Here is a 25,531-nt window from a genome sequence, read left to right on the forward strand (position 1 = left end):
ATTCACCCCAATCTAATTTTATCTAAATATAGGAATAACAAAGCATGTTACCACGCTTTGTTATTCATGAATCAATTACAATTTATCTTTCATTATCATCATAGATAGAGATATCATCTTCATCCTGATTTAGTTTCTGACTAGATTTCATCTGAGATCTTATATCCTCTAAATTAGTTGTTTCCTTAGTTCTTTTAGCATCGATTGTCTTAATCTTAAAATCTGTTGCTGAAACATTAATCTTTGGCACTGCCTTAACATAGTAGTAATATTCATCATCTTCATACTGAACATACTCTGTTCTCTTATAGTCAAGAGCAAAGAATACGATCTTACAAATGTAGGCAACAACCACACCAAGTAAAACACCAATAACAATTAAGACGATATTAAGCTTAGCATTTAAAGCAATCTGGCCAACAACAAGAATAATAAATTCTACTGCACTAGCAAATGCAATTGCATAAACCCATGAATTATCAATCTTAAGTCTTCTAATTACATAAACCACAATGATTGTAGCAGTAAAGGCTACAAGTAATGTTACCATACCCTTATCACCAAATAAGCTCTGGCTAAGGTATGAAATCTGTTCTACAGAATCAGTTAATGAAGCATCTGAAATAGCTGATTCATACTGACTTGCTGTTCTAATGATATAGTAAATAATTACACCAAAAGAAACTGGAATGCATGCTAACCAGCTTGATAATAAGCCAATTGAAACAATAGCTAAATATGGAAGCTTTAACATACAAAGAACTGCTGTAATGATTACAATGTATCCTGACTTTGGAGTAAATCTAAAGTATAAAAGATACATAATGATAATTACGCAAAGAGCAATTAATGCAAACTCTGCTGATATCGAATATAAATGAACTAACATAAATACTGATAAAAGAAGAATTGTTCCTCCATTTGGAATGAAGGCACAAATAACTGCTGCCACAAAAGCAAATACTGGGTTACCAAGCTTTGAGCTCTCGCCAATACTTACATTTAAAATCATGAATGCCACAAGGGCAACTAAAAACTTAACTGCTGGTACAAAATAAGTATCATACTTATTATAGAACTTTTTAAATCTATCCTTTAATTCTAACAAAAAAGCCATATATTCCTCCTAGTTTACTTTTTCTTTTTCTGTCCATTGTAAAATCTGTCTAGCTTGTTAAGTCTTGAAAAATACTTCTTAAGACCCTTTCTAGACTTTTCATACTTGTAGCTATAAACAAAGCCGGAAATAATAGAAAAAGCAACTATAAGTCCTATATAATAAGCCGCTACCTTTTTTCCAAGTGCTACATAATCTAAATCATTGATGTTGGCTACTATGCCTTCCGCATTACAAAATGCATATAAAATCATTATCATAATAAAAGCTAAAGTAGTAGTAATTAAACTCTTTAACACTCCAAGAGCTACATAATCACTCTTATAGTATTTCGCAGTTTTTACCATGTCCTTACCTTCATTTTTCTCGTAAATAGCCATCTTAGTCATCATTTTAACTTTATTTTCGTTAAGCAAAACCATTCACCTCAAAAAAATTTATATTCGCTAATACTATAACACATTTTAAATTAATTGTATATTACAATTTGGTAATGGCCATCAACATTAGGCACTACTATGCGCACTAAACGGTTATCTTCTCCGATGTAAAAAGACTGGGAAACTCTAGCCGTAATAAACTTTTGCCATACAGTATCTGCATAACTTCCCACTAGATTTGACAATACATTTTTCACACTTGCATCAAAATTTGAGGTTCTTGAAATCAAGTAAATGATTGTGTAATTACTATATGTAACAATCTGTCCGCAATAGACTGAATTTTCCTCGTAATAATAGATGTTAGTAACCGGTGAGCCATTGCTATAAAGTTGCTGAAAGCCTGCATTAATGGCATATCCTGCAGCAGAACTTGAACCGGCTATACTAGCAGAACTTCCATCATTATAGGAAGGCACTGCATTACTTGTGGCTGCTCCTGTATCTGAATAGTTTGTAGATGATGCGCCTGTTGAACCGCTACTAGCTGCGCTGTTGCCTCCTGTACTGCCACTGTTGCCAGAGCCACTTGAGCCACTACCACCAGAGCTAGAACTTCCGCTACTTCCTGTGCCAGCAGAACTTCCGCTTCCGCTATTAGCTGTGTTTCCTGTATCCCCAGAACTTGACGCAGAACTAGAGTCCGAATTAGTTAAATCCGAACTTCCTGTATTTGAATCTGAATTTGTAACCACTTCGCTTGCTGCCTGAGAGCTTGCACTATCTGTATCCCCTGCTACATCTCCCCAAGTCTTATGGTGATAACTACTGTTAGCATCCTTAAGATAAGTGTCCTCTAGGCTAACGTCGCTGCCTGCATCTTTTGACGCATTTTTACTAACTCCTACAATTATTAATATGGCTGCAAATGTAACGGCTCCTGTTATTAGTGCAATAAATACCGGGAGACTTCTACATTTTTCCTTAATCAAATCAAAATTAATCCTCATAAAAGCACCTCTTATTCAGTTTGCCAATTTGACATGCCTCAAACTTTGTCAAAACGGCGCACGTATCCTTCTACTTATACTATACATTATTTATCGGCGGCAGACCAACAAAAGTTAATCCTTTTATCACGGATTAAACAAAATTTTTTCACAAATAAAAGATATAGTAACATCACACCAAGGAATTACTAAAACACTAGAGGATAATTATTAAAGAAAAGAGGTTATATGAAGAAAAATGCGATAATACGTTTTTTTACAAAACCTTACGTTTATGCAATTATATTTTCAATAGTACTTATTGCATGCACAACTTATTCATTACTTGATGTATTTGTAATACCTCATTACATTTCGGCAGCTACTGATACGAGCGACAATTCAGATACCAGCTCGACTACTAGTTCAAGTGCTTCTACTGAAACGTCAAATACGGGTAACGTTACAACTACAAGCACAAGTTATGAGGACGACAACATCAAGGTAACTATTACTACTATTGAGAAGTACGATACCACAATTTATGTTGCAGACGTAGAGGTTTCCTCACCAGAATACCTACAGACAGCCCTAGCAAATAACGCCTACGGCACCAATGTCACAGCCACAACTTCTGACACTGCCGAGTCCGTTAATGCAATTTTGGCCATCAATGGTGATTACTATGGTGCCAACAAAACTGGTTACGTTATTAAGAACGGTACAGTTTATCGAAGCAGCGTAAGAGATGACTATGAGAACGGTGATTTGGTCATTTACAAAGACGGTAGCTTTGGAATTATTTATGAAAATGAAATTAGCGCCCAGGAATTAGTTGACTCCGGTGTAGTACAGCTTTTCGCCTTTGGCCCTAGTTTAGTAGAGGATAGTGAAATACAAGTCAGCACAACAACGGAAGTGGATCAGTCCATGACTTCAAATCCACGAACTGCTATAGGTATAATCGATGAATGTCATTATATTTTAGTAGTTTCTGATGGAAGAACTTCTGAAAGCGAAGGACTTAGTTTATATGAGCTTGCAACTATTATGCAAGACTACGGTTGTACAACGGCTTACAATTTAGATGGTGGCGGATCATCTACAATGTATTTTCTTGGTGAAGTTGTAAACAAGCCTACAACCAATGGAAAAACTATAAAAGAAAGGGCGGTGAGTGACATTGTTTACATCGGATATTGATAGAAATAACAATATAAAGCACATTAGAAATTCCCTTATTGGATATGTCTTAATAAGCCTATTTTTAATTGCCTTTTATAAAATATACATATCCTTTAGCTATGGACAGGATTCTTACTACATGCGCTACATGTTCTTAGTGTCCTTAATTGGCGGACTGATAGAAGTAACAATTTTACTTGTTTGCCACAAAAACAACTACAGACCCCGCAGTTCCTTTAACATGTGGAACTCTGGTCTAGCCTTGATTGTATCAGGCTGTTTAATAGAAGGTATTGTAAGCATTTCCGGTAGATACACAGATGCAGAGGAAGCTTACTTTATGGCAGGAGTTGCATTCCTAATACTTGCACTAGTTGTGGCAATTATTAGATTAATGTCAGCGGTGCGTATAAATAATGCAAGATTAAGCCAAGAGGCTTAAAAACATTTTCCAATATCTAAAACTTAACGTTAGAATCTAACAACCAGGCAATCCCTTTAGCTAACCTCAATTGTGGGTTATTAAAGTGGTTGCCTTCTTCTATTTCATACTTAAAATCTAGTAGCGTTCCCTCTTTTGCGGCATGGTTAAAAAGAACTGATAACTGTCTTGTAATATCGCCAACACTTGCCATTAACCTATTCTTTGACTTTTCTTCTTTATTACCTAGACTTAGATATATCTTAGTATCATCAATTAGCTCATGTTTACTAGCATACTCAATAAAGCCCGGATACCAAAGAGAACCAGAAGCTGAGGCAACCCCGCTAAATACGCAGGATTCAAAATAAGTCCAAAGGCTAAAAAGACCCGCAAGGGAATAGCCAGCAATATAGTAATCCCTATACCACTCTTCTTGTTCTTTAGGATTATCCTCGGTCATACTCCAAGCCTCGCTTAAGATATAGGCCACATTTAACTTCTTCTCTAATTCTGGAATGCAGCTATTTACCAACCATTCAAGAACAGACTCTCCCCCTCCTTCAAACTTTCTTCCTTTGAAAACTTCGGCAGGCCAAGGGCTCATTTCATAGTCCCAAGCATTTACTTTAAAACCTATAAGGGTGAATTCCTTATCCGGTGTCATTTCATGTACGAGATTTGCTACATTTTCCCAAGACTCATCCTCCACAGGGTCAAGGGGCCAGAACACGAAGGGGCCGCTATTTAACTCGTTATTACAATCTGCAATATAAAGTTCTCTACCCTCTATTTCTAATTCGTAAGTTACCATTATACTATCCCTTTCAAATATAAATTTCACGAAACATCACTCTTTTATTATAATATATTAAATATCCAATTTCGTAAAGTGAAAGGGCAATTGTTTAGGGCAATTGTTTAGAAAAGGATTTTTTGATAAGATAGGCTTGTTAGGGGTGAATTTTTGAGATTCATCTGATAAATTGAGTAAATTTAGAAGGAGTGCTATGAACTTAAACGAGGCCTATAAATTACTAGGTGTTAGTGAAAATGATACTAACAAGGTTATAAAAACTAAATACCGCGAGCTGATTTTTAAGCATCATCCAGACTCCTCTGATAATGATGAGGCTTCCATTAAGAAGGCTCAGTTAATAAATGAGGCTTTTGATCTTATAAAGAAGGATAAAAAAAAGCATCCAAGGGGAACTAGGGGCTACGGTGCTAATTCTGGGGCTAGAAAGACTTATTCTACTGATAAGGACTTTTCTAACTTCTATGAATATGACTACTACAGTGAAGCGGATGAGAAAAAGGATGAAAGCCACCACTTTAGAGGCAAGACTATTAATAATGCCTACACTAGTCGTGACATTTTCGAATCTCCAAAGGATAGCGTCATTAGAACTGATGGCTTTATTAAGCTTGCTAGAGGAAAATTTTTATGGGAACCTGATAAAGAGGACTTTGAGTGCTTTATTCACTCTATTATTCTTGAATCTGACAGTTTACTAAAGGATGTAGAGCTTGCTGTTGGAGACAGGCTTAATGAGGATATTAATCTTGAATCCACAAGGAATTTCTTTAGAATGAGACTTTTCCACCTCTTAGCTAAGGACTATGTGAATCCCATCTTTTCTTTAAGAAAGATTTTAAAGGCAAATCAAAAGGATGAGAACGGGGATAGAATCTATGAGATTAAGGCAAATCTAGCTACTGTTGGGGTGGATGATTATTATAAGCGTCTCTACTCCCTTAGACTGGGCGATAATTTATATCCATCTAAGCTAAAGAATAACCGCCTTCAAGTAGAGACAAATACTGGCGTTACTCTTGGTAATCTAACTATTGAGGATGATAGAATGCTCTATATTGTAATACCAATCCTTGAGAGGAAGCTTGCTAGAGTTAAGATTGTGGTTAGAGATATTAATAATAACAGAGCAAAGAGGCCCTATAGAATCAATGTGGGCATTAGCTTATTTTTGAAAATAGAAAAAGAAGTCCTTGAAGAGGAAATTAAACTTAGTAAGTTTGAAGAGCTAAGTAAGGAAATAAGCGAGGAAATTGGCACTGTATTAAAGGAATACGAGGAAGCTATTAAAGAGTAGTTTTAGCGGTCTTAATGCATTTTCATAAAAAAAGCCTTGATAAGCAGCCACTTATCAAGGCTTAAATATTACCTAATCTGAAATATCTCTATCTAATATTACCTGTAATTTATAGTCTGGATAATGTTCCTGTACTGCACTGATTACCTCGTGGTAAACCTCCTTCATACTTGGTGCAGCAAAATCAACAATTACATCGAATTGCATATATAAATCATCCATTTTGATGTAAAATCCATGCATCTGAATTACGTATTCAAAGGCTGTTACGATGCGGTTTACATCAGCTCTTATCATAGCTGCCTCATCGTCGCCTGTGTTTACGGCGTAAATACCAACCCCAACGATATTTACATTAAACTCTTTGTATACCTTTCTTTCAATTTTTCTTGTTATCTCATCAATTTCACTTGCTGTTAGCTTGTCGTCTACTTCTATGTGAATAGAGCCAACGGTTCTATCAGGTCCGTAATTATGAAGCACTAAATCGTAGGCGCCTTGCACCCCGTCGACAGTGGCTACGCATCTTTTAATCTCTTTTGAAATTTCAGATTCTATCCTTTCACCTAGAATCTTACTGATTGTATCACTAAGCATTTCTATACCAGACTTAACAATTACAATAGAGATAACTCCTGCAAGGTAACTCTCGATACCTATATTTGTTGTTAAATACAAAATTCCAGCAATAAGTGTTGCTGTAGATATAACCCCGTCAAATAAGGCATCTTGTCCTGATGCTATTAAGGCATCAGATTTCTCTTTGCTACCGACCCCCTTAAAATAAAGACCTAACAATATCTTAACTACTACAGCAATTGCCACTATGACTAAGGAAACTACTGAGTAATCGGCTGCCTGTGGTTCAATGATCTTTTTAACAGCTTCTACTAAAGATGTCACGCCTGCATATAAAACAATTACGCTAATTACGGTAGTGCTTAAATACTCCACTCTTCCGTAACCCATAGGATGTTTCTTGTCTTCAGCTTTCTGTGATAACTTAGTGCCAATAATTGTTATAACCGAAGATAGGGCATCTGATAGGTTATTCACTGCATCTAGTGTGATGGCAATTGAATTAACCATTGTTCCAATAACTGCCTTGATTGCTGCTAAAATGACATTAACTATTATTCCAATTATACTTGTTTGTACTATCTTTGTTGCACGATTCATGCGCTAAAATTCTTCTCCTTAATTCTTGCTTGTATAAGCTTTCTATGTTTAAGAACCGTGTTATATGCCTTATCAATATTGCTTTCTGTAGCTGGAATTCTAAGTTCATATAACATCTTCTTAATGTCTTCTACTCTCCAATTTACCTGTGCCTGTTCATCTCTACCCATATCGTTAACCTCCCTAAAACTACAACGATACCATTGTTTCTAAACTCTTTTCTTCAATTTCAGATGGATTCCCACTCCATCTTTTATTCACGCCTATCCTGTTTCGATTATGAATATATATTATCCCTATATTTATAAATATTCATCACCCTAATAAAGGATAGGCTTTTAAAAAATAGTTCGCAAGTCCTATTTTTTTAGTTTTTATTCCACAAAAACTAATACGAAAGTATTAAATTACTAGACTATTTTTACTATTGGAAATTTCTTTTCTCTTTATATTTTTCACAGAATGTTACGATTTAATACAAAAAGTCGTCACATTAGGACATTATTATATAAGCATAAGTTAAGCAAGCGCTTGACTTAGTGATTAATTAGGAGAGGTTAGAAGACACACTCCCCCCTCATTTTCGTCTTCTAACAACGTGAACTTTCCTATATAAATCTTTTTCATAAAAAAATTTATTTTTTGGTAAGATGGTTTACCTCCCCCCTCACATTTTTAAACCATCTTACAACGATTAGCTTATTAGATAAGCTAATCCTCCCCCTCATTTAAACATTAAATAAAAAAGCAAGTTACTTACAGTGCGGACGTAAGCAGCTTGTTTTTTTATTGCCCTAAATCAGCTTATATTTAATTCTTAATTTTTATTATATTGTTTTTATAAAAAACACAAGTCAAAATCCCCACACATATAGCCTAAAAGAGACAGAAATATTATACACAATCTATATTTACTATTTGACGTAAAATTTTTTTCATTGTAAAATTGCATACAGTTGATGAAACAATTAAAGAGGTTTAGTTTATGGATAAGTTCGAAGTTCTAGCAAGGATGTCAGCAAACTCACTGTTCATCTATGATTTAGCGAATGATACCTTAGAATTTACTGGTAATTACAATAATAGACTTCACGCAAAGCGACACTACGAGCATTTTGTAGAGACCATAAGTACTAATCCATTGGTAGAGGGAGATTCAAAAGAGGGTTTTGAAAAACTTTTAAAGGACACTTGTAGCCAGAGGCATATAGTATCACAAAATTTATCGCTACTTACACATGAGGACAAATACGAGACATTTTGCGTAAAGACATTTTATTTACAAGAGAATAATGAAATTTTAGGCTTTTGCCGCAACATTGAATTCATAATGAGAGCAGATGCTGACTCACTTACAGGCCTTTATAACAGGTCAGGAATTGAGAAGCAATTAGATGACATTTTAGCTAATACATCTAAGGATTCAATCACAGCCTTAATTATGATTGATCTAGACAATTTCAAATTAGTCAATGATACGCACGGACACTTAGTGGGGGATGAGGTCTTACGTGACATTTCCCAGATTTTAACAGATAGTTTTAATAAGAATAGCCTTATTTCTCGAATTGGCGGAGACGAGTTTTTAGTCTGTTGTCATTCTATGACTAACATTATAGAATTGATTGCTAGTGTTAATAGCTTTATTAAAAATGTATTGCTATATGGTGGCAACCGCTTTGGAATATCAGCTAGTGCCGGCATTGCTATTACAACAGAGCCAATGCCATTTCAAAAGCTATATAACCATGCGGATGTGGCAGCTTATGCTGCTAAGAATTCCGGCAAGAATACCTATAAGATTTATGACACAAGCATGGAAGCCCATAAGTATATGGACATAACAAACATTAATTATCTCTACGATAACAGAGATAATAGAGATGCTTTTACTAATACTGAGACAAGAACTAGTTCAACAACTAACTACTTGCCTCTTATTACAGCAATTACAGAAATCAACAATAAAAGTATTGATCCTAAATATAAGATTGAGGAGACTTCAAGACTTATTGTTAATTTCTTTAAAACCGACTGTGCTTATGCTAACTGCTTTTATCCAGATGGCAAGGGATTACTTACTTCCTACTGCTATTCAAGAGATACTAGTCGAGGCATGACAGTGGAGACAGATTTTTCTTTAAGCAAGAAAGACTTTGTTAAGAATTTCGATGAAAAATGTATCTTCTTTTGCTCAGATGTCAAAAAGATTAATGAGCCTCTTAGAACAGAATTTTTAAAGAAGCATACATCCTCATTTTTACAGGTTCTTATCTTTGATGATAAAGATAGGGTTATAGGATTTCTAGGGGCTAATTCAAAGGAAAAACGCCTTTGGAACCAAGATGAAATCGATGTAATGATTACAATTTCTAAGATCATTACAAGAACCGTTAGAGAAATACATGAAGATTCAATGCACATTTTAAAAAAAGGACTTAAAAAGATCCCATGTTAGCAATGGCTAGCATGGGATTATTCCTTTATCTAATTAGCTAAAATTTATTACCTCTACATTAGTTACATCTACTTTTCCTTATAGATTCTTTTATATCTTAATCTCTTAAAGAAAAGCTTATCTTGAGTAATTCTTTTGATTATCAGTCCAATTCCTAATGCAAGACATATTAAAAGACCTATAAGGGCAGATACTGCTGCCTGCTTGTTATAGCTAGCACTTTTTTCCTTGGCATACTTTCCCTTAGCTGTAGTTGCATTGCCACTTTTATACTTAAGGTCTACCAAACTATCATTTAGCTCTAATTCAAGCCTTTCTTCCTGTGCTAATAACTTTTCATCACTTGCATCATTAGTTACTACAAGCTCTGCCTCAGTAGCTACTGTTTCCTGGTCTGCTGCCACATTTCCAGTTGTGGTGTCTGAAATGGTGCTAGCATTTGTATCACTACCAAGCACAATAGTTGCCATGGAACTAGTTGTAGTCACACCTCCTAAATGTCCTGAATAAAACTTGTTCTCTGCTGCTTCTACATCTGCTGCAGTTCCTGCATGAGCTGAGTCGTAACTATTTGAAGAAATGCCAATTCCGTAAATATCTGATAACATATTAGTTCCAAATAACAACCAACTATCACTCTTATAACCGGCACCATAGGTACAATCCACATAATACCAGCTATTATTTACATAAACTGCATTCCAAGCATGACCAACTCCTGTATTTGTAAGACCTGTTACAAAGTAGCAAGGAATACCCGCTTTTTCCATAATATACTGGAAAGCCGATGCATAACCTGCACAGACGCAGTTATTTGTAATCAAGGCATCATAGGCATTTCCCCTAGTGCAAGAATAATCATAACTAACATTATTCTTAAACCAGTTAAATACATTTTTAACAGTCTCAGTATTAGAACCCGCTCTACAGCTTGATAGAATCGCATTAGCCTTCTCGTCAACGGCGCTTCTTTCGCTATCTGTTAGATACATTTGAGTTGTGGTGTCAGTCTCAAAGCACATAACCTGATAGCCGCCAACCGTTGCATTTCCGGCTGTTGTTCTAATTGTGTACTTATATGCAATACTAGCAAAAGAGCTGTAAAGTCCAGACCTATTAATTAGATATGGAACTAAATTTTCCCCCGCGCTATCCACATAAAAATAGCTTTCATTAACCGTTCCGCCATTTGCATATTGATTCTTTAGTACATTGATTAAATCGCTTTTCTCAATATAAATGTATCCACTAGCTTCATAAAACTCAGCAAATGAGTTGTACCAAACGCCATTAATATTGATTTTGTCATTATTTTTACTTCCTGTTTCCTCTGTAGTTGAGCTTGATTCTTGAATATTTGTTGTCTCTGTTGCATAAACTCTAGTAGCTCCAGAAATACTAACAAGAAGAAAAATAGCTATCCCTAATAGCGCATGTGTTCTTTTTACTCTCTCCATAATTATCACACTTTCACGCTTCTATCTTTCCCTACTCATCCACCAATACATTTTTACTTATACTTAATCCCCATATCTTAAGCCTGCAGACTCAGCCGCACGCTCTAAAATGTCGCAAACTGAAATAGAATGGGATAAAGACTTATTAACCTTATCGTAGTCATCCTCTTCAATTGCCTTAATAAAGTCTTTAAATTCCTGAACCATTCTGTGATGAACTGGCTTAGGTCTAAACTCTTCCTTCGCGATATTTTCCCCATGTCCTATGAAAATGTCTAGACCACCTAAAGTATTTGCTTTATCCGGAACCTTGAAATATCCCTCCTCACCTTGAACCATAAGAAATGATTCGCTGTCTGAATCCTTACATGCTACAAGTTCAGCCACAAAATCCTTATAAACTAGTAAAAGTGTACCGGACACATCAATGCCGTTAAAGCCCTTATTAGCTACATATAAGACATCTTCTGGCTGGCCAAATAAACCAACAACAAAATTAATGTTATAAACATTAATGTCCATTAGTGCGCCACCGTAAGCCTCAAGTGTAAAGGATGGTGCTGGATAGCCTTCCTTATATTTTTGATATCTTGAAGAATACTGTGAAAAGTTACACTGAACCATTCTGATTCTTCCAAGCCAAGGAAGTGTCTCCACTGCCTTGTCGTAAGTCTCATTGTGGAATACTGTCATTGCCTCAAAGATAAATAAATGATGATCTAGGGCAATGGAAGCTAAATCCTTTGCCTGCTCTGCGGTAGCTGTAAATGGCTTTTCCATAATTACATTTTTACCAGCAATTAAGGCAAGCTTAGCGTAGTCGTAATGCATGCTATTAATGATACCAATATAGACTGTGTCTGCATTTGTCTCAGTAAGCATCTTCTCATAGTCTGTGTAGACCTCCATAATTCCATAGTCATCTGCTAAAGACTTAGTTCTATCAAGACTAGTTGGTCGTCCCCAGATGGAAACCACCTCTACCTCTGGTACATCCTGCAATGCAAATAAGCACTCCGTTACAATTTTTCCGTTACCTACAATGGCTAATTTCATAAATCAGTCTCCTTTACATTCTTAAAAGTTTAGATAATCTCTTTGTTCATAAACCTCCGTCGGTATCTCAAGCCCCTTAGAATCTAGTTTTCTAATAAGGTTATCTACCTGACTTACTTTATCTTTATGTGCAATTACAAACCTCTTCATGCTCTCTGCATATTGAGGGTTCGACATTAGGCCCGTTCTTATTTCCTTTGAAAATGTGCAATAGTTGGCAATTATGCCTCTTGCCACCTTATTTAATCTTAGAGAGCCATTTCTTTCATACTTCATATAAGAAAGATAGTCTGCTATAAAAACCTCTCGGTAATTATTATTATGTTTTTTAAGGGCAGTTCTAACCTTCTCCTTATGGTCAGAGGAAAGGCTAGAATTCTTTTTATAAAACTGAAGATAGTCACAATACTCTGAAGTAAGCGATGGGTCCTGAACGTTATTCCAATAAACGCCCTGAACGGTTTTACATAGTTCCCATCTAAATTCTCCACAAAGTTTTAAAACTGTATCCTCTAAATCCACCATATGAAAGATGGATATTAACATTCTGCCAGGAGTATCCCTTTTCCTGCCTTCAATGTCCTGCCACAAAAAACCTCTGCTGCCTAGGTTTGGCATAAGTATTATATAAGGAATAATCTCTTGGTCCACAAAGAATTTAGTTATGCCAAGGTCTGCATTGGCATATACTCTTTCCCTATAAAAGACGCTATAATCCGTCTCCCTAACCTTATTTATTGCCTTAGTAATTGTAGCCACGTCCACATAGGCTAAATCTAGGGGCTTTATTATATTTGCCTTATCAAAAATAGGAATATAAGTTGTAACTCTTCCGTAAGTTACTCTATTACCAGAAGCAAACATATTTCTAATCTCAAAGTCTAACTTTGCCTCATTGTTAGTTAAAAGCCTGTTATACTCCTTCTCATCAATATCTCCGCTTCTCTTTTTCTCTTTTAAGTCCCCTTCAAAGTCCAAATCAAAGTCGTTTCTTGAAGGTGGCACTTCTCCGTTATATACCTTTACAAGCCAGTCATAGGCGGTTAAATACTTGCCCTTCTCATCTGCTTCCCAAAGCTTAGCAAATTTATAAAGAGTCTTTGTATTATCCTCTCCTGCTAAGTCTTCGTCCACAAAGCCAAAGTATAAAAACATTCTTGCTTCCACTGGCATATCGGTAATTAAGCTGTTTAGAAGCACAGCCTTATATAAATCAAGATAATCTCTTCCAATGTCTTTTCTTAATTTTCTTATGTGATCTGAAGATTCGAATTTATTTTCAATTTCTTTATAGTTATTTACATTTGCCTTAAAACGTCCTGCAATCTCAGCATCTAGGCCAGAATAGTGAAGGATTGTGTCTAGGGCATTTTTAATTGCTGGTGCATTTTCAATATCCTCGGCCTCGTTTCGCTTATTCTCTTCAAATCGAGAACGAAGTAGGACAAATTCCTGTCTAAAACTTAGAGCATGTCTAACAAGCGCCTCATTATAGAGGTTTAAATCCTCCATCTCATGAGAAAACTTAATTAAAAGTTCATCCGCCATTAAGATAACACCCTTTGCTAACTTAGGATCAAGGCTAAAAAAGCTATCGTTTAACTCCTCTTTATGCCTTGCTAGAGCGTATATAAAATCATATTGCCAACTATTAGCATTAACTTCCTTTGCTAGTGCAGCAATCTTTCCCAAATCCGTAAAATCTCTTGGCTCCTGCCCTAGCTGCTTACAGATTTTAGGGTATTCTTTTAAATTGTCCATAAGCTGTGTGTATTCCGTGCTAACTCTCTCATACTGCTTAGTTACTACATTTGCAGAAAGTAAAACCGCATCAATAGCAGTTCTTGCTAAGATAGGCAATATCTTTTCGTTAGCATCTAAAACCTTTTCCACATCTGCTAGACTGCTGTAATTGTAAGAATAGTAACTGCCCTCAGTTTGGGCTACGTAGCGGAATTTGTAGCATTTTGCAATCTCTTCACCAATGCCAATAATACTGCCGGCCTTAATGACGAAATTACCTTCATTACAATCCGTAACCTTAATACTCCCCTTAGTTACAATCTCCATTGTGGAAATGCTATCGCCTACATCATGAATCACATCACCTGCTTTAAACTTCACGATTCCCATATTAATGCTCCTAATCGCCTCTATTTAATTCTACTAAATTCTCTCAAAATACTAAGTTTATTATATATCTATAATTGTTTTTATGCAAATAGATTGGTAAATACAAGTGTATAGTATAAGGCTAAAAAAATAATGGCACAAAATTGCGCCATTATTCATTACTATTCGTTATTGAATTGTTTGTCTGAGAATTGCTATCCTCATCGTCAAATTTAAGCTGACTAAAATCAATTAAATCTGCCATTGTAAATACTGTAGGTGTAAAGGCTTCAGTAAAGGCCTTTCGCATCTTCGCATAATCCTCTGAATTTCTCGAAGCTCTAAATAAAAGCGCGGTATTTCTAGCATCAATTAAACCATCATGGGCTTTACCTTCAAAGGCAAGGCCACTTAAATCCACGGCCTTTGATAAAGACATGATATGGCTTAAATGGAGCTCCTTCTTAAATTCATTCTGATAATCTATCCAGTTGTCATACATGTAGTTAAGTCCTGGATCTGTGTCAAACTCAACTAATCCCTTGGCTTTTATTTCGTGGAGTAATTGAGCCTTGTCACAATCACTCCACGAATAAATCTTATAATCGGAACCACACCACTTTATAAATCTTCTTAGTACATTAGCAAATGTATCTGCGCCCGAAACGTCAGCAGTAGTAATGCCAGTTAAATGCACAAATTTCGGCTCTATAATGGTATTATACTGAGGCTTTACGTATTCTTTGAATTCGTCCTCAAGCTCATATTTATCATCTAATTTAACAGCACCAATTTCAATGGTTTCCTGTCTGCTAATTTTAATAAAGTCTTTATGTTCCTTAGCCACATTATTCATTTCAAGATCAATAAAAATATGTTTCATACGGCCTCCGAAGCATTTTTTAAATATATAAATAATTGTATCACAACTTAAAGGCCGCCTCAATTATTCTTTCCAATGAAGTCTATGAAGTTCGCCCTCTAAACTTAAATCAGTAAAGCCCTGCTGTCTCATGGCCTCATAGGCAACAATAGCAACTGAATTAGAAAGGTTTAAAGATCTAATATCCCCAAACATTGGAATTCTTACGCAAGTATCCTCATTATCAACTAAGATTTCCTCTGGAATTCCAGCGCTTTCCTTACCAAACATAATATAGGCATCTTCCTCATACTTTACCTGTGTATATGTCTTATGTGCCTTTGTAGTTGCCATATAGATCTTAGCGTTAGGATTCTTATCTAGAAAATCCTGATAATCTCTATAAACTGTGACATCAAGCTTGTCCCAATAATCAAGACCGGCTCTTTTTAAAGTTTTATCATTGATAATAAAGCCAAGAGGCTCTATTAAATGTAAGCGGGCACCAATAGCCACGCAAGTTCTTCCGATATTTCCTGTATTTGCAGGCATTTCTGGTTCATGTAGTACTATATTTAACATTAAAAACTCCTTAAAATTTATTCCCACATGAAATTATACTCGCAAATAACAAAAAAGCCAAAGCTATTTTACTAACTTTGGCTTTAAAATAAACTAATTGAAATCTAAGTTATTCTGTCTTTACAGCAATATCAAGTTCCATGGCTGTATCGTTATCATAGCTGAGTGGAATACATATATTCTTTGTATAATTCTGAGTAAGTTTCATTGCACCTCTACATAGAGTTGGTGGTGTAATATCAATACCAATACCTTTTGTAGAAAGAATTGTTGCTGCATTACCCATAATCATATTACCAAGCTCTGAAATCGCACTTGTAGACATATCATCAAGTTCAGATACTGGCATGCCCATCATCATCTTTGAAGCTACTGTTAAAGCCTTCTGATATGTAAGAGCAATAAGCACCTGACCTCTCATTTCCCCTGTGACACCAATCATAATAATAACTGAATCACTCTCAAACTCGGTTGTCTTTACATATGGTTTTCCTACCTTAAGCTCCATCTGACAGGCATCCTTAAAAATGCTTACTGCTGCCATAAGAAAAGGGTTGATGTAATCTACGTTAATATCAGCCATATATATATCCTCCTTCGGATTAATTTGATTCTCTTGTTTCTTTATTTCAAAATAAATCCAAGTAAATCATTCATCCAAGCTCAGACCCTAACTTACTTAGACTCTAATTCTGAAATAAATTCTTTAATTCTTCCTAAGCCTTCTTTTAAGTTGTCTATTGAGTATGCATAAGATATTCTAAGGAAACCTTCACCACAGTCTCCAAAGGCTGTACCTGGCACTACTGCTAATTTCTTCTTCATAAGAAGCTTAGTTGCAAATTCATCTGATGTCATACCGAACTTTTTGATTGAAGGAAATATATAGAACGCCCCAAATGGTTCAAAACATTCCAATCCCATCTCCTTAAATGCATTCACAAGATACCTACGTCTCTGATCGTAAGCCTCCACCATCTTGTCTACATCCTCATCACAATTCTTCAAAGCTTCCACAGCTGCGAACTGACTATTAGTAGGCGCACACATAATAGCAAACTGATGTAATTTAATCATCTGATTAATAATAGGTGTTGGTCCACATGCATAGCCAAGTCTCCAACCAGTCATGGCAAAAGCCTTTGAAAATCCATTAATAACTATTGTTCTTTCCTTCATTCCAGGGAATTCTGCAATAGAAACATGTCTTTCTTTTCCGTATGTAAGCTCAGAATAAATCTCATCTGAAATTACAAATAAGTCATGTTTAATTATTAATGGTACAAGTTTCGCTAATTCATCTCTATTCATTATAGCACCTGTTGGGTTATTAGGGAATGGTAAAACTAAAATTTTTGTTTTATTAGTAATATTTTCCTCTAACTCTTCAGGAGTTAATTTGAAGTCATTCTCTGCCTTAAGATTGATAATTACTGGCTTTGCATCTGCCATAACAGCACAAGGTAAGTATGATACATAACTTGGCTGTGGAATTAAAACTTCATCTCCTGGATCCACCATACATCTAAGTGCCACATCAATAGCTTCACTACCACCAACTGTGACCATAGTCTCATTAATTGGATCGTATAATAAGTTATATTTTCTCTTAAGGTAGCTACAAATCTCGATTCTTAGTTCCTTAAGACCTGCATTAGATGTGTAAAAAGTTCTGCCTTTCTCTAATGCATAGATACCCTCTTCTCTTACATTCCAAGGAGTATCAAAATCAGGCTCGCCTACGCCTAATGAAATTGCATCCGGCATCTCACTAACAATATCAAAGAACTTTCTAATTCCTGATGGCTGGATGCCCATTATCTTGTTTGAAAGTGGGTTTCTCATGGTGTCACTAACATCCTTTCGTCCTTATTCTCTGCCTCAAATACTGTTCCATAATCCTTGTACTTCTTTAATACAAAATGTGTTGAAGTACTAAGAATTGATTCCATAGGGGCGAGCTTCGCATGAACAAACTGTGCCACCGATTTCATAGACTTACCTTCTATAATTACAGTGAAATCAAAACCACCTGACATTAAGTAAACGCTTGTTACTTCTTCGTAGTTATAGATTCTTTCTGCAATACTATCAAAACCTAAGCCTCTTTGAGGTGTAACCTTAACCTCAATAAGTGCTGTAACCTTCTCATCATCTGTCTTATCCCAGTTGATCAAAGTATTGTAACCACAAATAACATGTTCTTTTTCCATGTCTGCGATTTCATTTGCAACCTCTGCATCTGATAAACCTAACATAATTGCCATGTCATGAATGTCAATTCGACCATTCTTTTCTAGCATATTTAAAATCTTGTCTCTCATAATTTACATCCTTCTCTTATAACTTTAAAAACTAGATAATCTAGTTATTAATCACTTTATAAATTTCATCCTGTCCTGGCATTTCAACAAATCTTTCATCTGAAAGGCTTCTTAATATTTTTTTGTTATCGCTTTTAAAGCAACCAACTTCAAAAGCTTTCACATTCTTTTCGTTTAATATATTTACTATACCACAATTTCCTGAATATGTCACTAACAAACTTCCGATGGATTCCATCTCGTATGGGTTAATAGAAAACATTTCACAAATCTCGATTATCTCTTGCCTTACAGGAATTTTTCTGATATCAACTTCAAATCCAATGTGATTCTTCTCGGCAATATTCCAAAGGCAGTCAATAACGCCACCCTCAGATAAAGAGTATACATTTCCCTTAATACCTTCTTTTCTAAACTCTTTATATACTAAATCAGAAATACTAGTTGTATCTAATTCCTCTAATTTAGCTAGAGCCTTATCAAGAACGTCTCTTGTATATCTTTTAAGGATTTCCTCTTCCTTCTCCTTAATCACACGTCTGATACCACTTAGTCCTATAACACCAATAGCCACAATTACATCCTCTGGTTTTGGTTTATAGCTTTCAGTAAGTTTTAAACTATCATCAGTTTCTACTTGTGCATGACCTAAACCAAAGACTGTCACTATTGGTTTAATCGCTCGTGCACTCACCCTGACATCTGTCTGGGCAATAGTTATATTAAAATGTCTGCACTGCTCCTCAAGATCATTAATGATTTCCTTTAATCTAATCTCTCTAGATGCAGCATCCATTACTATATTCACAGTTACATAATCAAGCTTAGCACCGCTTGCCGCCAACTTATTGGCCACGTCATAAACCGCCATTGGCTTAGAGCTAAGACTTGTTACTACATTTGCATTATCTAATTTTTTAGTTGCTGCTTGCTGACCTAAGTAAGCTCTTTTGATTTCCTTACTCTGGCGGTCTTTTATAAGCTTAAAAACAGATCTATCAAAAATAGAACTCTTAATTCTTCCTAAATCCATGTTCCCTCCACTTATCGTTGATTGTTAATATATTTGTATGCTATACTTAAAAAAAATGATGCGATGACCTTTTAAGGAATCAACGAGTAAAGCATAGGAATAATCATTGCAAGAACGAGTATTACTACGACAATTACTAGGATTTTTTTATTTTTCTTATTATTAAAATTTATCATACTACCTCCGAGGTGACATTTATGAAATTATTACTACCATACATCTTCGTAATGATTGTAATCTTTAATTTTTTACTTAGACGCGGTTCTAATAAACAAGAACAGCGTACCAAAGCCTTTTGGGATAAGGAATCAAAAGCGAATCTTACCCGAAAACAAGACATAAGCAAGTTAAATTATATAACAATTCCTAATAATCTTCCACAATTAAATGAGGGGGATGTCCAATTTGACTTAGCGGTATCTGAAAATAAAACTTTAATGAGAAGATTTGAGGAACTTGAAAGTTTAAGAGAGAAAAAGATACTTAATCTCTCCTCTATTTCTAATACTGATTTGAAAATGGAGTACGGAGCCGCTAATTTAACAGAATTATCAAGTTATGATGACAATTACACCACACTTATTAAAAATCTATCCACTATAGGACACGAATTAATAAATCTAGGTTTTAAGGATAAAGCGGCTATTTATTTAGAAACAGGAATTGAACTAGGAACAGATATTAAGTCAAATTACTATGACCTAGCAAGTTTATATATAGAAACAAACAATGATGAAAAGTTAGCTTACCTCATAAAGAAAGCGGAAGAGCTAGAATCCATTAACAAAGAGGTAATCATCGAACAGCTGCAAGAAATGTCTGATAAGAGAAAGGTGATTTTATCAGATGACTACTAATTCTAATAATAATCAAAAAAAGAGGCGGTAAACTCATTTGTTTACCGCCTCAAAATTTTATGAACTTTAGTTGCTTAACTAACGCTTAATATGTTAACCGCTAGTATTACCCTCTGTGCTTGTGCCCTCTGTACTGCCGGCTTCTGTGCTATTTGCTTCTGTGCTTCCACTTTCTGTACTGCCGTCCTCGCTACTAGTGGTCTCTACATCCGTAGAACCAGATTCACTACCTGTTTCAGACTGACCTTCACTTTCGGTCTCAGATGGGCTCTCTGTCGTTGTTTCAGGCTCTGTAGGTTTAGTCGTGACGACTAAAGTTGCCGCTTTTGTTATATATCCATTCCTAGGATCTACAAAGCTATAAGTAACTGTGTAGCGTCCAGGAGAATGAATCGCTGTCCAGTAATCTACCTCATTTCCAGAAGAATTCGTAATTACCATAGATAGATTAGCATCATATCCGATACAGTTTTTACCTGTTGCATTCTCTCTTAAATAAGCTGCGTAATCGCCACCGTCATTATTTGCCGGCAAGCTATTACCATTAATGTCACAGCCTTCATATAAACTAAAGTTTTCCGTTCGTAAACTTATATAAGGATCTTGCATTCCTTGTACCTGATAATTTCCATAACTAAAGAAAGCAATATCCATATCACACCAACCATTAATTCCTGGTACAGTATCCGTAACACCATATTGCCAAATGTCATACGGAATATCTGGGTACTCAGGTACAGAATTACCATAATCCCAAGCTGTAGACGTATAGTAATAATCACTAAAATATGTTGCAAGCCATGTCTTATATTTGCTTGTAAGTTCCGATGTATTAACTGCATTTCTCCAATCATTACGATTAAAATAAATCATTGGAGTATATCCATAGCTTGAAACTACACTAGCAAAGGTATTGCAAATGTCAGTTAACTGTTGTCTACCAAGTTTTCCTGATACTCTATAACCACTTGCTGATTCCCAGTCAAAGGCAACCGGATATGTAATTTGATACTTACTAATTAACTGCACAGTCATTGAAGCCTCTTCAAAAGCCTCTTCTACTGTTAAAGCCTGTGAGAAGAAATAAACACCAACTTGTATTCCATTAGCTATAGCGCCCTGAATGTTCTTCTCAAACTTTGAATCCTCATACAAGCCACCTTCGTCGGATGTTGAACGACCTGCACATTTTATAATTGCAAATTTAACACCAGAGGCCGCTACCTGTGACCAGTTAATATCTCCCTGCCATTTAGAAACATCGATACCTTTTACAATACCGCTAGTTTCATAAATGTTAGTAGAATTAGAGGCAGTTTGTTCAACAACCTCACCTGCTGGTTGATTATTAGTAGAATCATCTTCTACGATTTCCAAATCTTCGTAAGAAATAATCTTAACAGGCTGAGAAGTATCCTGAATCATATCAAGAATTGCTTCATCATTAATTTCTTCTTTTGAAACAAAAACTTCATCATTAAAAGTCGTATCAGCATCGTCTGTAGAATAAGGCAATACAACATTTAATAAGTCCTTGCTATCCATTTCTGCTGCAACTTCACTTGTACTTGCTTTTGTTTTTCTAGCTTGGTTGTTTACTGTAATTGCTGCAACAGTGCCACCTACAGCCACCACACTTGTGGTAATAACTAATGCTGAAGCAATCGCCACTTTGGATCCTGCGACGCCTGCAATAGTATGGCTTAAGGCACTCGCCCCTAACTTAGTCTTTAGGCCGTTAAGTACAGAAATAAAAAATCCCTTCATAAACCCCATCGCTCCTAATATTGTATTTTGTTGTATACGAAAAGTATAAAAATATTATATACCATGATATAAACTTTTGCAAAAATTTTGAAAAATATTTTATTGCTAGTCTAACACTATATTATCGCCTTGTAAAGCAGAATTAGTACTTGCTATTTATAAGTATAGGAAATAAGTAACAAAATGTACTTTATTTAATAAATTTTATCAGCAAATTTAAATAATATATAGTATAATATAATCAATATTTATAGTTTACTAATTAAATAGGAGGCATAGGAATTTATGAAGACAAATTATTTCGACCTCACAGGTCAGGTTGCCATTGTAACAGGATGCTCAACAGGTTTAGGCGTTCAGCTCGCAAAGGCTCTTGCTAATCAAGGAGCAAATATCGTTGCATTGGCTCGTCGTAAGGAATTAATCGATCAAGTAGCTAAGGAAATCGCTGAAGAATACGGTGTTAAGACACTTGCAATCCCTTGCGATATCACAGACACAAGTAAAGTAGAAGCAGCCGTTGACCAGGTTTGCAAGGAATTTGGTCGTATCGACATCCTTATAAATAATGCAGGTACAGGTGCAGTTGCACCAGCTGAAGAAATTACAGATGAGCAGTTTGAAGGCGAATTTAACATCGATTTATTCGGTTCCTTCAAGATGGCTCGTGCCGTAGCTAAGAAGGCAATGTTACCTGCTAAGTACGGTAGAATCATTAACATTTCTTCAATGTATGGCTTAGTTGGTAACAAAATTGCTCCAGCTTCTCCATACCATGCTGCAAAGGGTGGCGTAGTTAACTTAACTCGTGCACTTGCTGCTGAATGGGGTGAGAAGGGAATCAATGTAAATGCCATCTGCCCTGGCTACTTTGAGACACCACTTACAAAGGAAACACTCGATTCTGAGTACTTCCAGGAATATGCTAAGACAATGATTCCACTTTCAAGATATGGTAAGGAAGGCGAGCTTGATACAGCAGCAATCTTCCTTTCATCTCAGTGCAGCTCATATGTTAATGGACTTATCTTACCAGTTGATGGTGGTTACACTGCTCTTTAACTCAGTCGGAGTACAAGCTCCGACTGAGTTAACGCTCCGCGAGGATGCGCACGGATTCGGACAGGAATTTGTCTGCTGAAGCAGACCCGAATCCGGCGCGCAAGACTCGCGAGCGAGTCTTGACGATTTTTTTTATTAACTTTTTTCTTTTCACGGCCCCGGCTAGAGATTTCTAGTCGGGGTTTTTTATTTGAACCTACTAAAGGGTTAAAATCTTATTATTTCCAAAAATCTATGATATAATTTAGATAGTATTGAAATACGCCCTTACATCTTATGCAAAGGGCTATTTCACATTTTTAAAACCAAAGGAAGGAAGTGATTGTATGAATTACGACGTAATCATTATTGGAGCTGGTCCTGGTGGTATTTACTCAGCCTACGAATTAACTAAACTATCTCCTAACTTAAAAGTGGCAGTTTTTGAGGAAGGCCACGAACTTGCAAAGAGGCACTGCCCCATTGATGGGGACAAAATTAAGTCCTGCATCCACTGCAATAGCTGCTCTATTATGAGTGGATTTGGAGGGGCTGGCGCATTTTCAGATGGAAAATATAACATCACTAACGACTTTGGTGGCACTCTTTACAAATACATCGGTAAAAACAAGGCCCTAGAGCTTATGGAATACGTGGACAAGATTAACCTTGAATATGGTGGGGAAGGCACAAAGCTCTACTCTACTGCAGGCACAGGTTTTAAGAAGCTCTGTATCCAGAACGGACTTCACCTACTTGACGCCTCTGTAAGACATCTAGGCACTGATATAAACTACATCGTCCTTGGCCATCTTTATGACTATCTAAAGGACAAGGTGGATTTTTACTTTGATACAGCCGTTGAGACTGTGAAGGCCCTTGAATCCGGCTACGAGATTGTCTGTCCTAAGGAGAGCTTTACTTGTGGAAAATGTATCATAAGCGTAGGTCGAAGCGGCAGTAAGTGGATGGAAAAGGTATGTAAAGAGCTAAACATTAGCACACTATCTAATCGTGTGGATTTAGGTGTTAGAGTTGAGCTTCCAGCTGAGGTTTTTAGCCACATTACTGATGAGCTTTATGAAAGCAAGATTGTCTATCGTACTCAGAAATACGAAGATTTAGTTCGTACATTTTGCATGAATCCAAGGGGCGCTGTGGTAAATGAAAACACTAACGGTATTGTTACAGTTAACGGCCACAGCTACGAAGACCCTGAAAAGCAGACAAATAATACAAATTTTGCCCTATTGGTAGCAAAACATTTTACTGATCCTTTTAAGGATTCCAATGGATACGGTGAAAGTATTGCTAGACTAAGCAACATGCTTGGAGGCGGCGTAATTGTTCAGCGCTTTGGCGATTTAATTAGGGGACACAGAAGTTCTCAGTCAGATATTGACGAGTCCTTTACAACTCCTACACTTAATGCTAGCCCTGGTGATTTAAGCCTTGTACTTCCAAAGCGAATTCTAGATGGCATTATTGAGATGATTTACGCCCTTGATAAGGTGGCACCTGGTACTGCCAATGATGACACACTCCTCTACGGAGTTGAGGTTAAGTTCTACAACATGGAAGTGTTAGTAGATGAGCACCTTGAAACAAATTACAAGGGTCTATATGTAATTGGTGATGGTAGCGGAATTACTCACTCATTATCCCATGCATCCGCTAGTGGCGTTTTCGTTGCAAGAGAAATTGCAGGATAGGAGGGCCTATGGGCTTTTGGGATAGCTTTTTTGAAATTCAAGAAGATAAAATGAAACGTGCTGGTTATGATTATAATCGTGATGGTCACATAGATAGAAAAGAGAGAGCTTTCTATGAAGAAGATTTTGAAAAGGAATTTAGACGTACTTATAATCTAGATGATGATGATGACGACGATGATGACTGGATGTTTTCTTTACCGGATGCGGCGGATGAGGCAGATGATAACGACTACAATTCGTGGAGTAGTTATAAAGCTAGTGCATCTAGTGTTAACTCCTACAATAAGGCCTACCTTGATGCTTACAACAAAGAAAAGGCCGAAATTAAAAAGAAAAATGATTTTCGTTCCGCCTATGAACTTCGACGCTTTAACTATCTAAAAGAAGACGCTAAAAGGCTTAACTCCTACAATTATTATCTAAAAGACATGACTAATGCAGAGATTGATAATAGCCCAAAAAGAAAAAAGCTTCTAAGAAAAATTCTTGGTATTATGGGTTACAGCTATTTTGACTATTTATTTATGTTTAAAGTAGATAAGGCACGATTAATTCGAGAAATCGGCTTAGATCCTGAATGTTTTGGAATTTATCAAAGATTGGATCAAGCCCTAAAAAAATATTATTACACCTGGGAAGATTGCGATAGATTAAGCACTATGGAGCGATATTACCTTGTAATAGATAAGCCAGAACTTGTAACGCAGTGTAAGCAATCCCCCGCTTCAAAAGCGTAAGCTTTAAGCGGGGGTATAGAGCTTACTAGTGTCAGAAGGGGTTAAAGCCCCTTCTGACAGGTGGCACAAAGTGCCACTGCGTTCATGAGGAAGTAGCGAAGCGAATTCCGAATGTCCGCTTTACGCTATAAATAAGAATAAATAA

The 25,531-nt window shown here is 36.1% G+C and carries 24 protein-coding genes; 8 read left to right on the forward strand and 16 right to left on the reverse strand.

Annotated elements, in window-relative coordinates; genetic code table 11:
- Positions 1–82: 82 nt before the first annotated feature.
- The 3 genes from QVA17_RS03845 to QVA17_RS03855 are packed head-to-tail and all read right to left on the reverse strand — an operon-like array spanning position 83 to position 2,507.
- On the reverse strand, positions 83–1,117 hold the full coding sequence (locus QVA17_RS03845) for a hypothetical protein (protein ID WP_027430217.1): 1,035 nt from the start codon (positions 1,115–1,117) through the stop codon (positions 83–85).
- A gap of 14 nt (positions 1,118–1,131) precedes the next feature.
- On the reverse strand, positions 1,132–1,533 hold the full coding sequence (locus QVA17_RS03850; protein WP_242826335.1) for a hypothetical protein: 402 nt from the start codon (positions 1,531–1,533) through the stop codon (positions 1,132–1,134).
- Between the two features lie 53 nt (positions 1,534–1,586).
- Positions 1,587–2,507 carry a hypothetical protein gene (locus QVA17_RS03855; protein ID WP_287386568.1) on the reverse strand — a complete coding sequence of 307 codons (921 nt, stop codon included), beginning with the start codon at positions 2,505–2,507 and terminating at the stop codon, positions 1,587–1,589.
- Between the two features lie 228 nt (positions 2,508–2,735).
- Here QVA17_RS03855 and QVA17_RS03860 point away from each other — a divergent pair, with 228 nt between their 5' ends.
- Both QVA17_RS03860 and QVA17_RS03865 read left to right on the forward strand, forming a co-directional pair.
- Positions 2,736–3,689, forward strand: a complete 954-nt coding sequence (locus tag QVA17_RS03860; RefSeq protein ID WP_287386570.1) for a phosphodiester glycosidase family protein — start codon at positions 2,736–2,738, stop codon at positions 3,687–3,689.
- Positions 3,664–4,113: a hypothetical protein gene (locus QVA17_RS03865; protein ID WP_287386572.1), complete on the forward strand. Its 450-nt coding sequence runs from the start codon at positions 3,664–3,666 to the stop codon at positions 4,111–4,113. Before QVA17_RS03860 ends, QVA17_RS03865 begins: the two co-directional genes overlap by 26 nt.
- A gap of 16 nt (positions 4,114–4,129) precedes the next feature.
- Here the strand turns inward: QVA17_RS03865 and QVA17_RS03870 are convergent, their stop codons facing one another.
- Entirely contained in the window at positions 4,130–4,906 is a 777-nt protein-coding gene (locus QVA17_RS03870) for a hypothetical protein (protein WP_287386574.1), read from the reverse strand.
- A 196-nt stretch (positions 4,907–5,102) separates the two neighbouring features.
- On the opposite strand from QVA17_RS03870, the gene QVA17_RS03875 reads away from it, so the two are divergent.
- Positions 5,103–6,206: a J domain-containing protein gene (locus QVA17_RS03875; RefSeq protein ID WP_287386576.1), complete on the forward strand. Its 1,104-nt coding sequence runs from the start codon at positions 5,103–5,105 to the stop codon at positions 6,204–6,206.
- Positions 6,207–6,278: 72 nt separating this feature from the next.
- Here the strand turns inward: QVA17_RS03875 and QVA17_RS03880 are convergent, their stop codons facing one another.
- Both QVA17_RS03880 and QVA17_RS03885 read right to left on the reverse strand, forming a co-directional pair.
- Positions 6,279–7,385, reverse strand: a complete 1,107-nt coding sequence (locus tag QVA17_RS03880) for a cation diffusion facilitator family transporter (protein ID WP_287386577.1) — start codon at positions 7,383–7,385, stop codon at positions 6,279–6,281.
- Positions 7,382–7,555 carry a hypothetical protein gene (locus tag QVA17_RS03885; RefSeq protein ID WP_155885902.1) on the reverse strand — a complete coding sequence of 58 codons (174 nt, stop codon included), beginning with the start codon at positions 7,553–7,555 and terminating at the stop codon, positions 7,382–7,384. Before QVA17_RS03885 ends, QVA17_RS03880 begins: the two co-directional genes overlap by 4 nt.
- A gap of 815 nt (positions 7,556–8,370) precedes the next feature.
- On the opposite strand from QVA17_RS03885, the gene QVA17_RS03890 reads away from it, so the two are divergent.
- Positions 8,371–9,843, forward strand: coding sequence for a sensor domain-containing diguanylate cyclase (locus QVA17_RS03890; RefSeq protein WP_287386579.1), 1,473 nt, complete (start codon positions 8,371–8,373; stop codon positions 9,841–9,843).
- Positions 9,844–9,911: 68 nt separating this feature from the next.
- Here the strand turns inward: QVA17_RS03890 and QVA17_RS03895 are convergent, their stop codons facing one another.
- From QVA17_RS03895 to QVA17_RS03935, 9 genes are all read right to left on the reverse strand, one after another.
- Positions 9,912–11,300: a transglutaminase domain-containing protein gene (locus tag QVA17_RS03895; protein WP_287386580.1), complete on the reverse strand. Its 1,389-nt coding sequence runs from the start codon at positions 11,298–11,300 to the stop codon at positions 9,912–9,914.
- Between the two features lie 63 nt (positions 11,301–11,363).
- Positions 11,364–12,356, reverse strand: a complete 993-nt coding sequence (locus QVA17_RS03900; RefSeq protein ID WP_287386582.1) for a Gfo/Idh/MocA family protein — start codon at positions 12,354–12,356, stop codon at positions 11,364–11,366.
- 21 nt (positions 12,357–12,377) lie between these two features.
- The gene (locus tag QVA17_RS03905; RefSeq protein ID WP_287386583.1) at positions 12,378–14,489 is read right to left on the reverse strand and encodes a hypothetical protein; all 2,112 of its coding nucleotides are present in this window, start codon (positions 14,487–14,489) and stop codon (positions 12,378–12,380) included.
- A 151-nt stretch (positions 14,490–14,640) separates the two neighbouring features.
- On the reverse strand, positions 14,641–15,351 hold the full coding sequence (locus QVA17_RS03910; RefSeq protein ID WP_287386584.1) for a 3'-5' exonuclease: 711 nt from the start codon (positions 15,349–15,351) through the stop codon (positions 14,641–14,643).
- Between the two features lie 63 nt (positions 15,352–15,414).
- Positions 15,415–15,912: a tRNA (uridine(34)/cytosine(34)/5-carboxymethylaminomethyluridine(34)-2'-O)-methyltransferase TrmL gene (gene trmL / locus QVA17_RS03915; protein WP_027430209.1), complete on the reverse strand. Its 498-nt coding sequence runs from the start codon at positions 15,910–15,912 to the stop codon at positions 15,415–15,417.
- Between the two features lie 109 nt (positions 15,913–16,021).
- The gene (locus QVA17_RS03920; RefSeq protein ID WP_287386586.1) at positions 16,022–16,495 is read right to left on the reverse strand and encodes a chemotaxis protein CheX; all 474 of its coding nucleotides are present in this window, start codon (positions 16,493–16,495) and stop codon (positions 16,022–16,024) included.
- Between the two features lie 92 nt (positions 16,496–16,587).
- Positions 16,588–17,757, reverse strand: a complete 1,170-nt coding sequence (locus QVA17_RS03925) for a pyridoxal phosphate-dependent aminotransferase (RefSeq protein WP_027430207.1) — start codon at positions 17,755–17,757, stop codon at positions 16,588–16,590.
- Positions 17,754–18,236 carry an Lrp/AsnC family transcriptional regulator gene (locus QVA17_RS03930; protein ID WP_027430206.1) on the reverse strand — a complete coding sequence of 161 codons (483 nt, stop codon included), beginning with the start codon at positions 18,234–18,236 and terminating at the stop codon, positions 17,754–17,756. The genes QVA17_RS03925 and QVA17_RS03930 overlap by 4 nt, the downstream gene beginning before the upstream one ends.
- A gap of 40 nt (positions 18,237–18,276) precedes the next feature.
- On the reverse strand, positions 18,277–19,269 hold the full coding sequence (locus tag QVA17_RS03935; protein WP_287386588.1) for an AIR synthase related protein: 993 nt from the start codon (positions 19,267–19,269) through the stop codon (positions 18,277–18,279).
- A 197-nt stretch (positions 19,270–19,466) separates the two neighbouring features.
- On the opposite strand from QVA17_RS03935, the gene QVA17_RS03940 reads away from it, so the two are divergent.
- A complete protein-coding gene (locus QVA17_RS03940; protein WP_103952395.1) occupies positions 19,467–20,126 on the forward strand; it encodes a hypothetical protein in 660 nt (219 codons plus the stop codon).
- 93 nt (positions 20,127–20,219) lie between these two features.
- Here QVA17_RS03940 and QVA17_RS03945 read toward each other — a convergent pair whose 3' ends face one another.
- Entirely contained in the window at positions 20,220–21,893 is a 1,674-nt protein-coding gene (locus QVA17_RS03945) for a GH25 family lysozyme (RefSeq protein ID WP_287386590.1), read from the reverse strand.
- Between the two features lie 285 nt (positions 21,894–22,178).
- Here QVA17_RS03945 and QVA17_RS03950 point away from each other — a divergent pair, with 285 nt between their 5' ends.
- From QVA17_RS03950 to QVA17_RS03960, 3 genes are all read left to right on the forward strand, one after another.
- A complete protein-coding gene (locus QVA17_RS03950; protein WP_027430201.1) occupies positions 22,179–22,955 on the forward strand; it encodes an SDR family oxidoreductase in 777 nt (258 codons plus the stop codon).
- A gap of 326 nt (positions 22,956–23,281) precedes the next feature.
- Entirely contained in the window at positions 23,282–24,646 is a 1,365-nt protein-coding gene (locus tag QVA17_RS03955; protein ID WP_287386591.1) for an NAD(P)/FAD-dependent oxidoreductase, read from the forward strand.
- Between the two features lie 8 nt (positions 24,647–24,654).
- Positions 24,655–25,386, forward strand: a complete 732-nt coding sequence (locus QVA17_RS03960) for a hypothetical protein (protein ID WP_287386593.1) — start codon at positions 24,655–24,657, stop codon at positions 25,384–25,386.
- The last annotated feature ends 145 nt before the right edge of the window (positions 25,387–25,531 follow it).

The organism is Lachnospira sp. (assembly GCF_016290755.1).
Taxonomy (GTDB): Bacteria; Bacillota; Clostridia; order Lachnospirales; family Lachnospiraceae; genus Lachnospira; species Lachnospira multipara.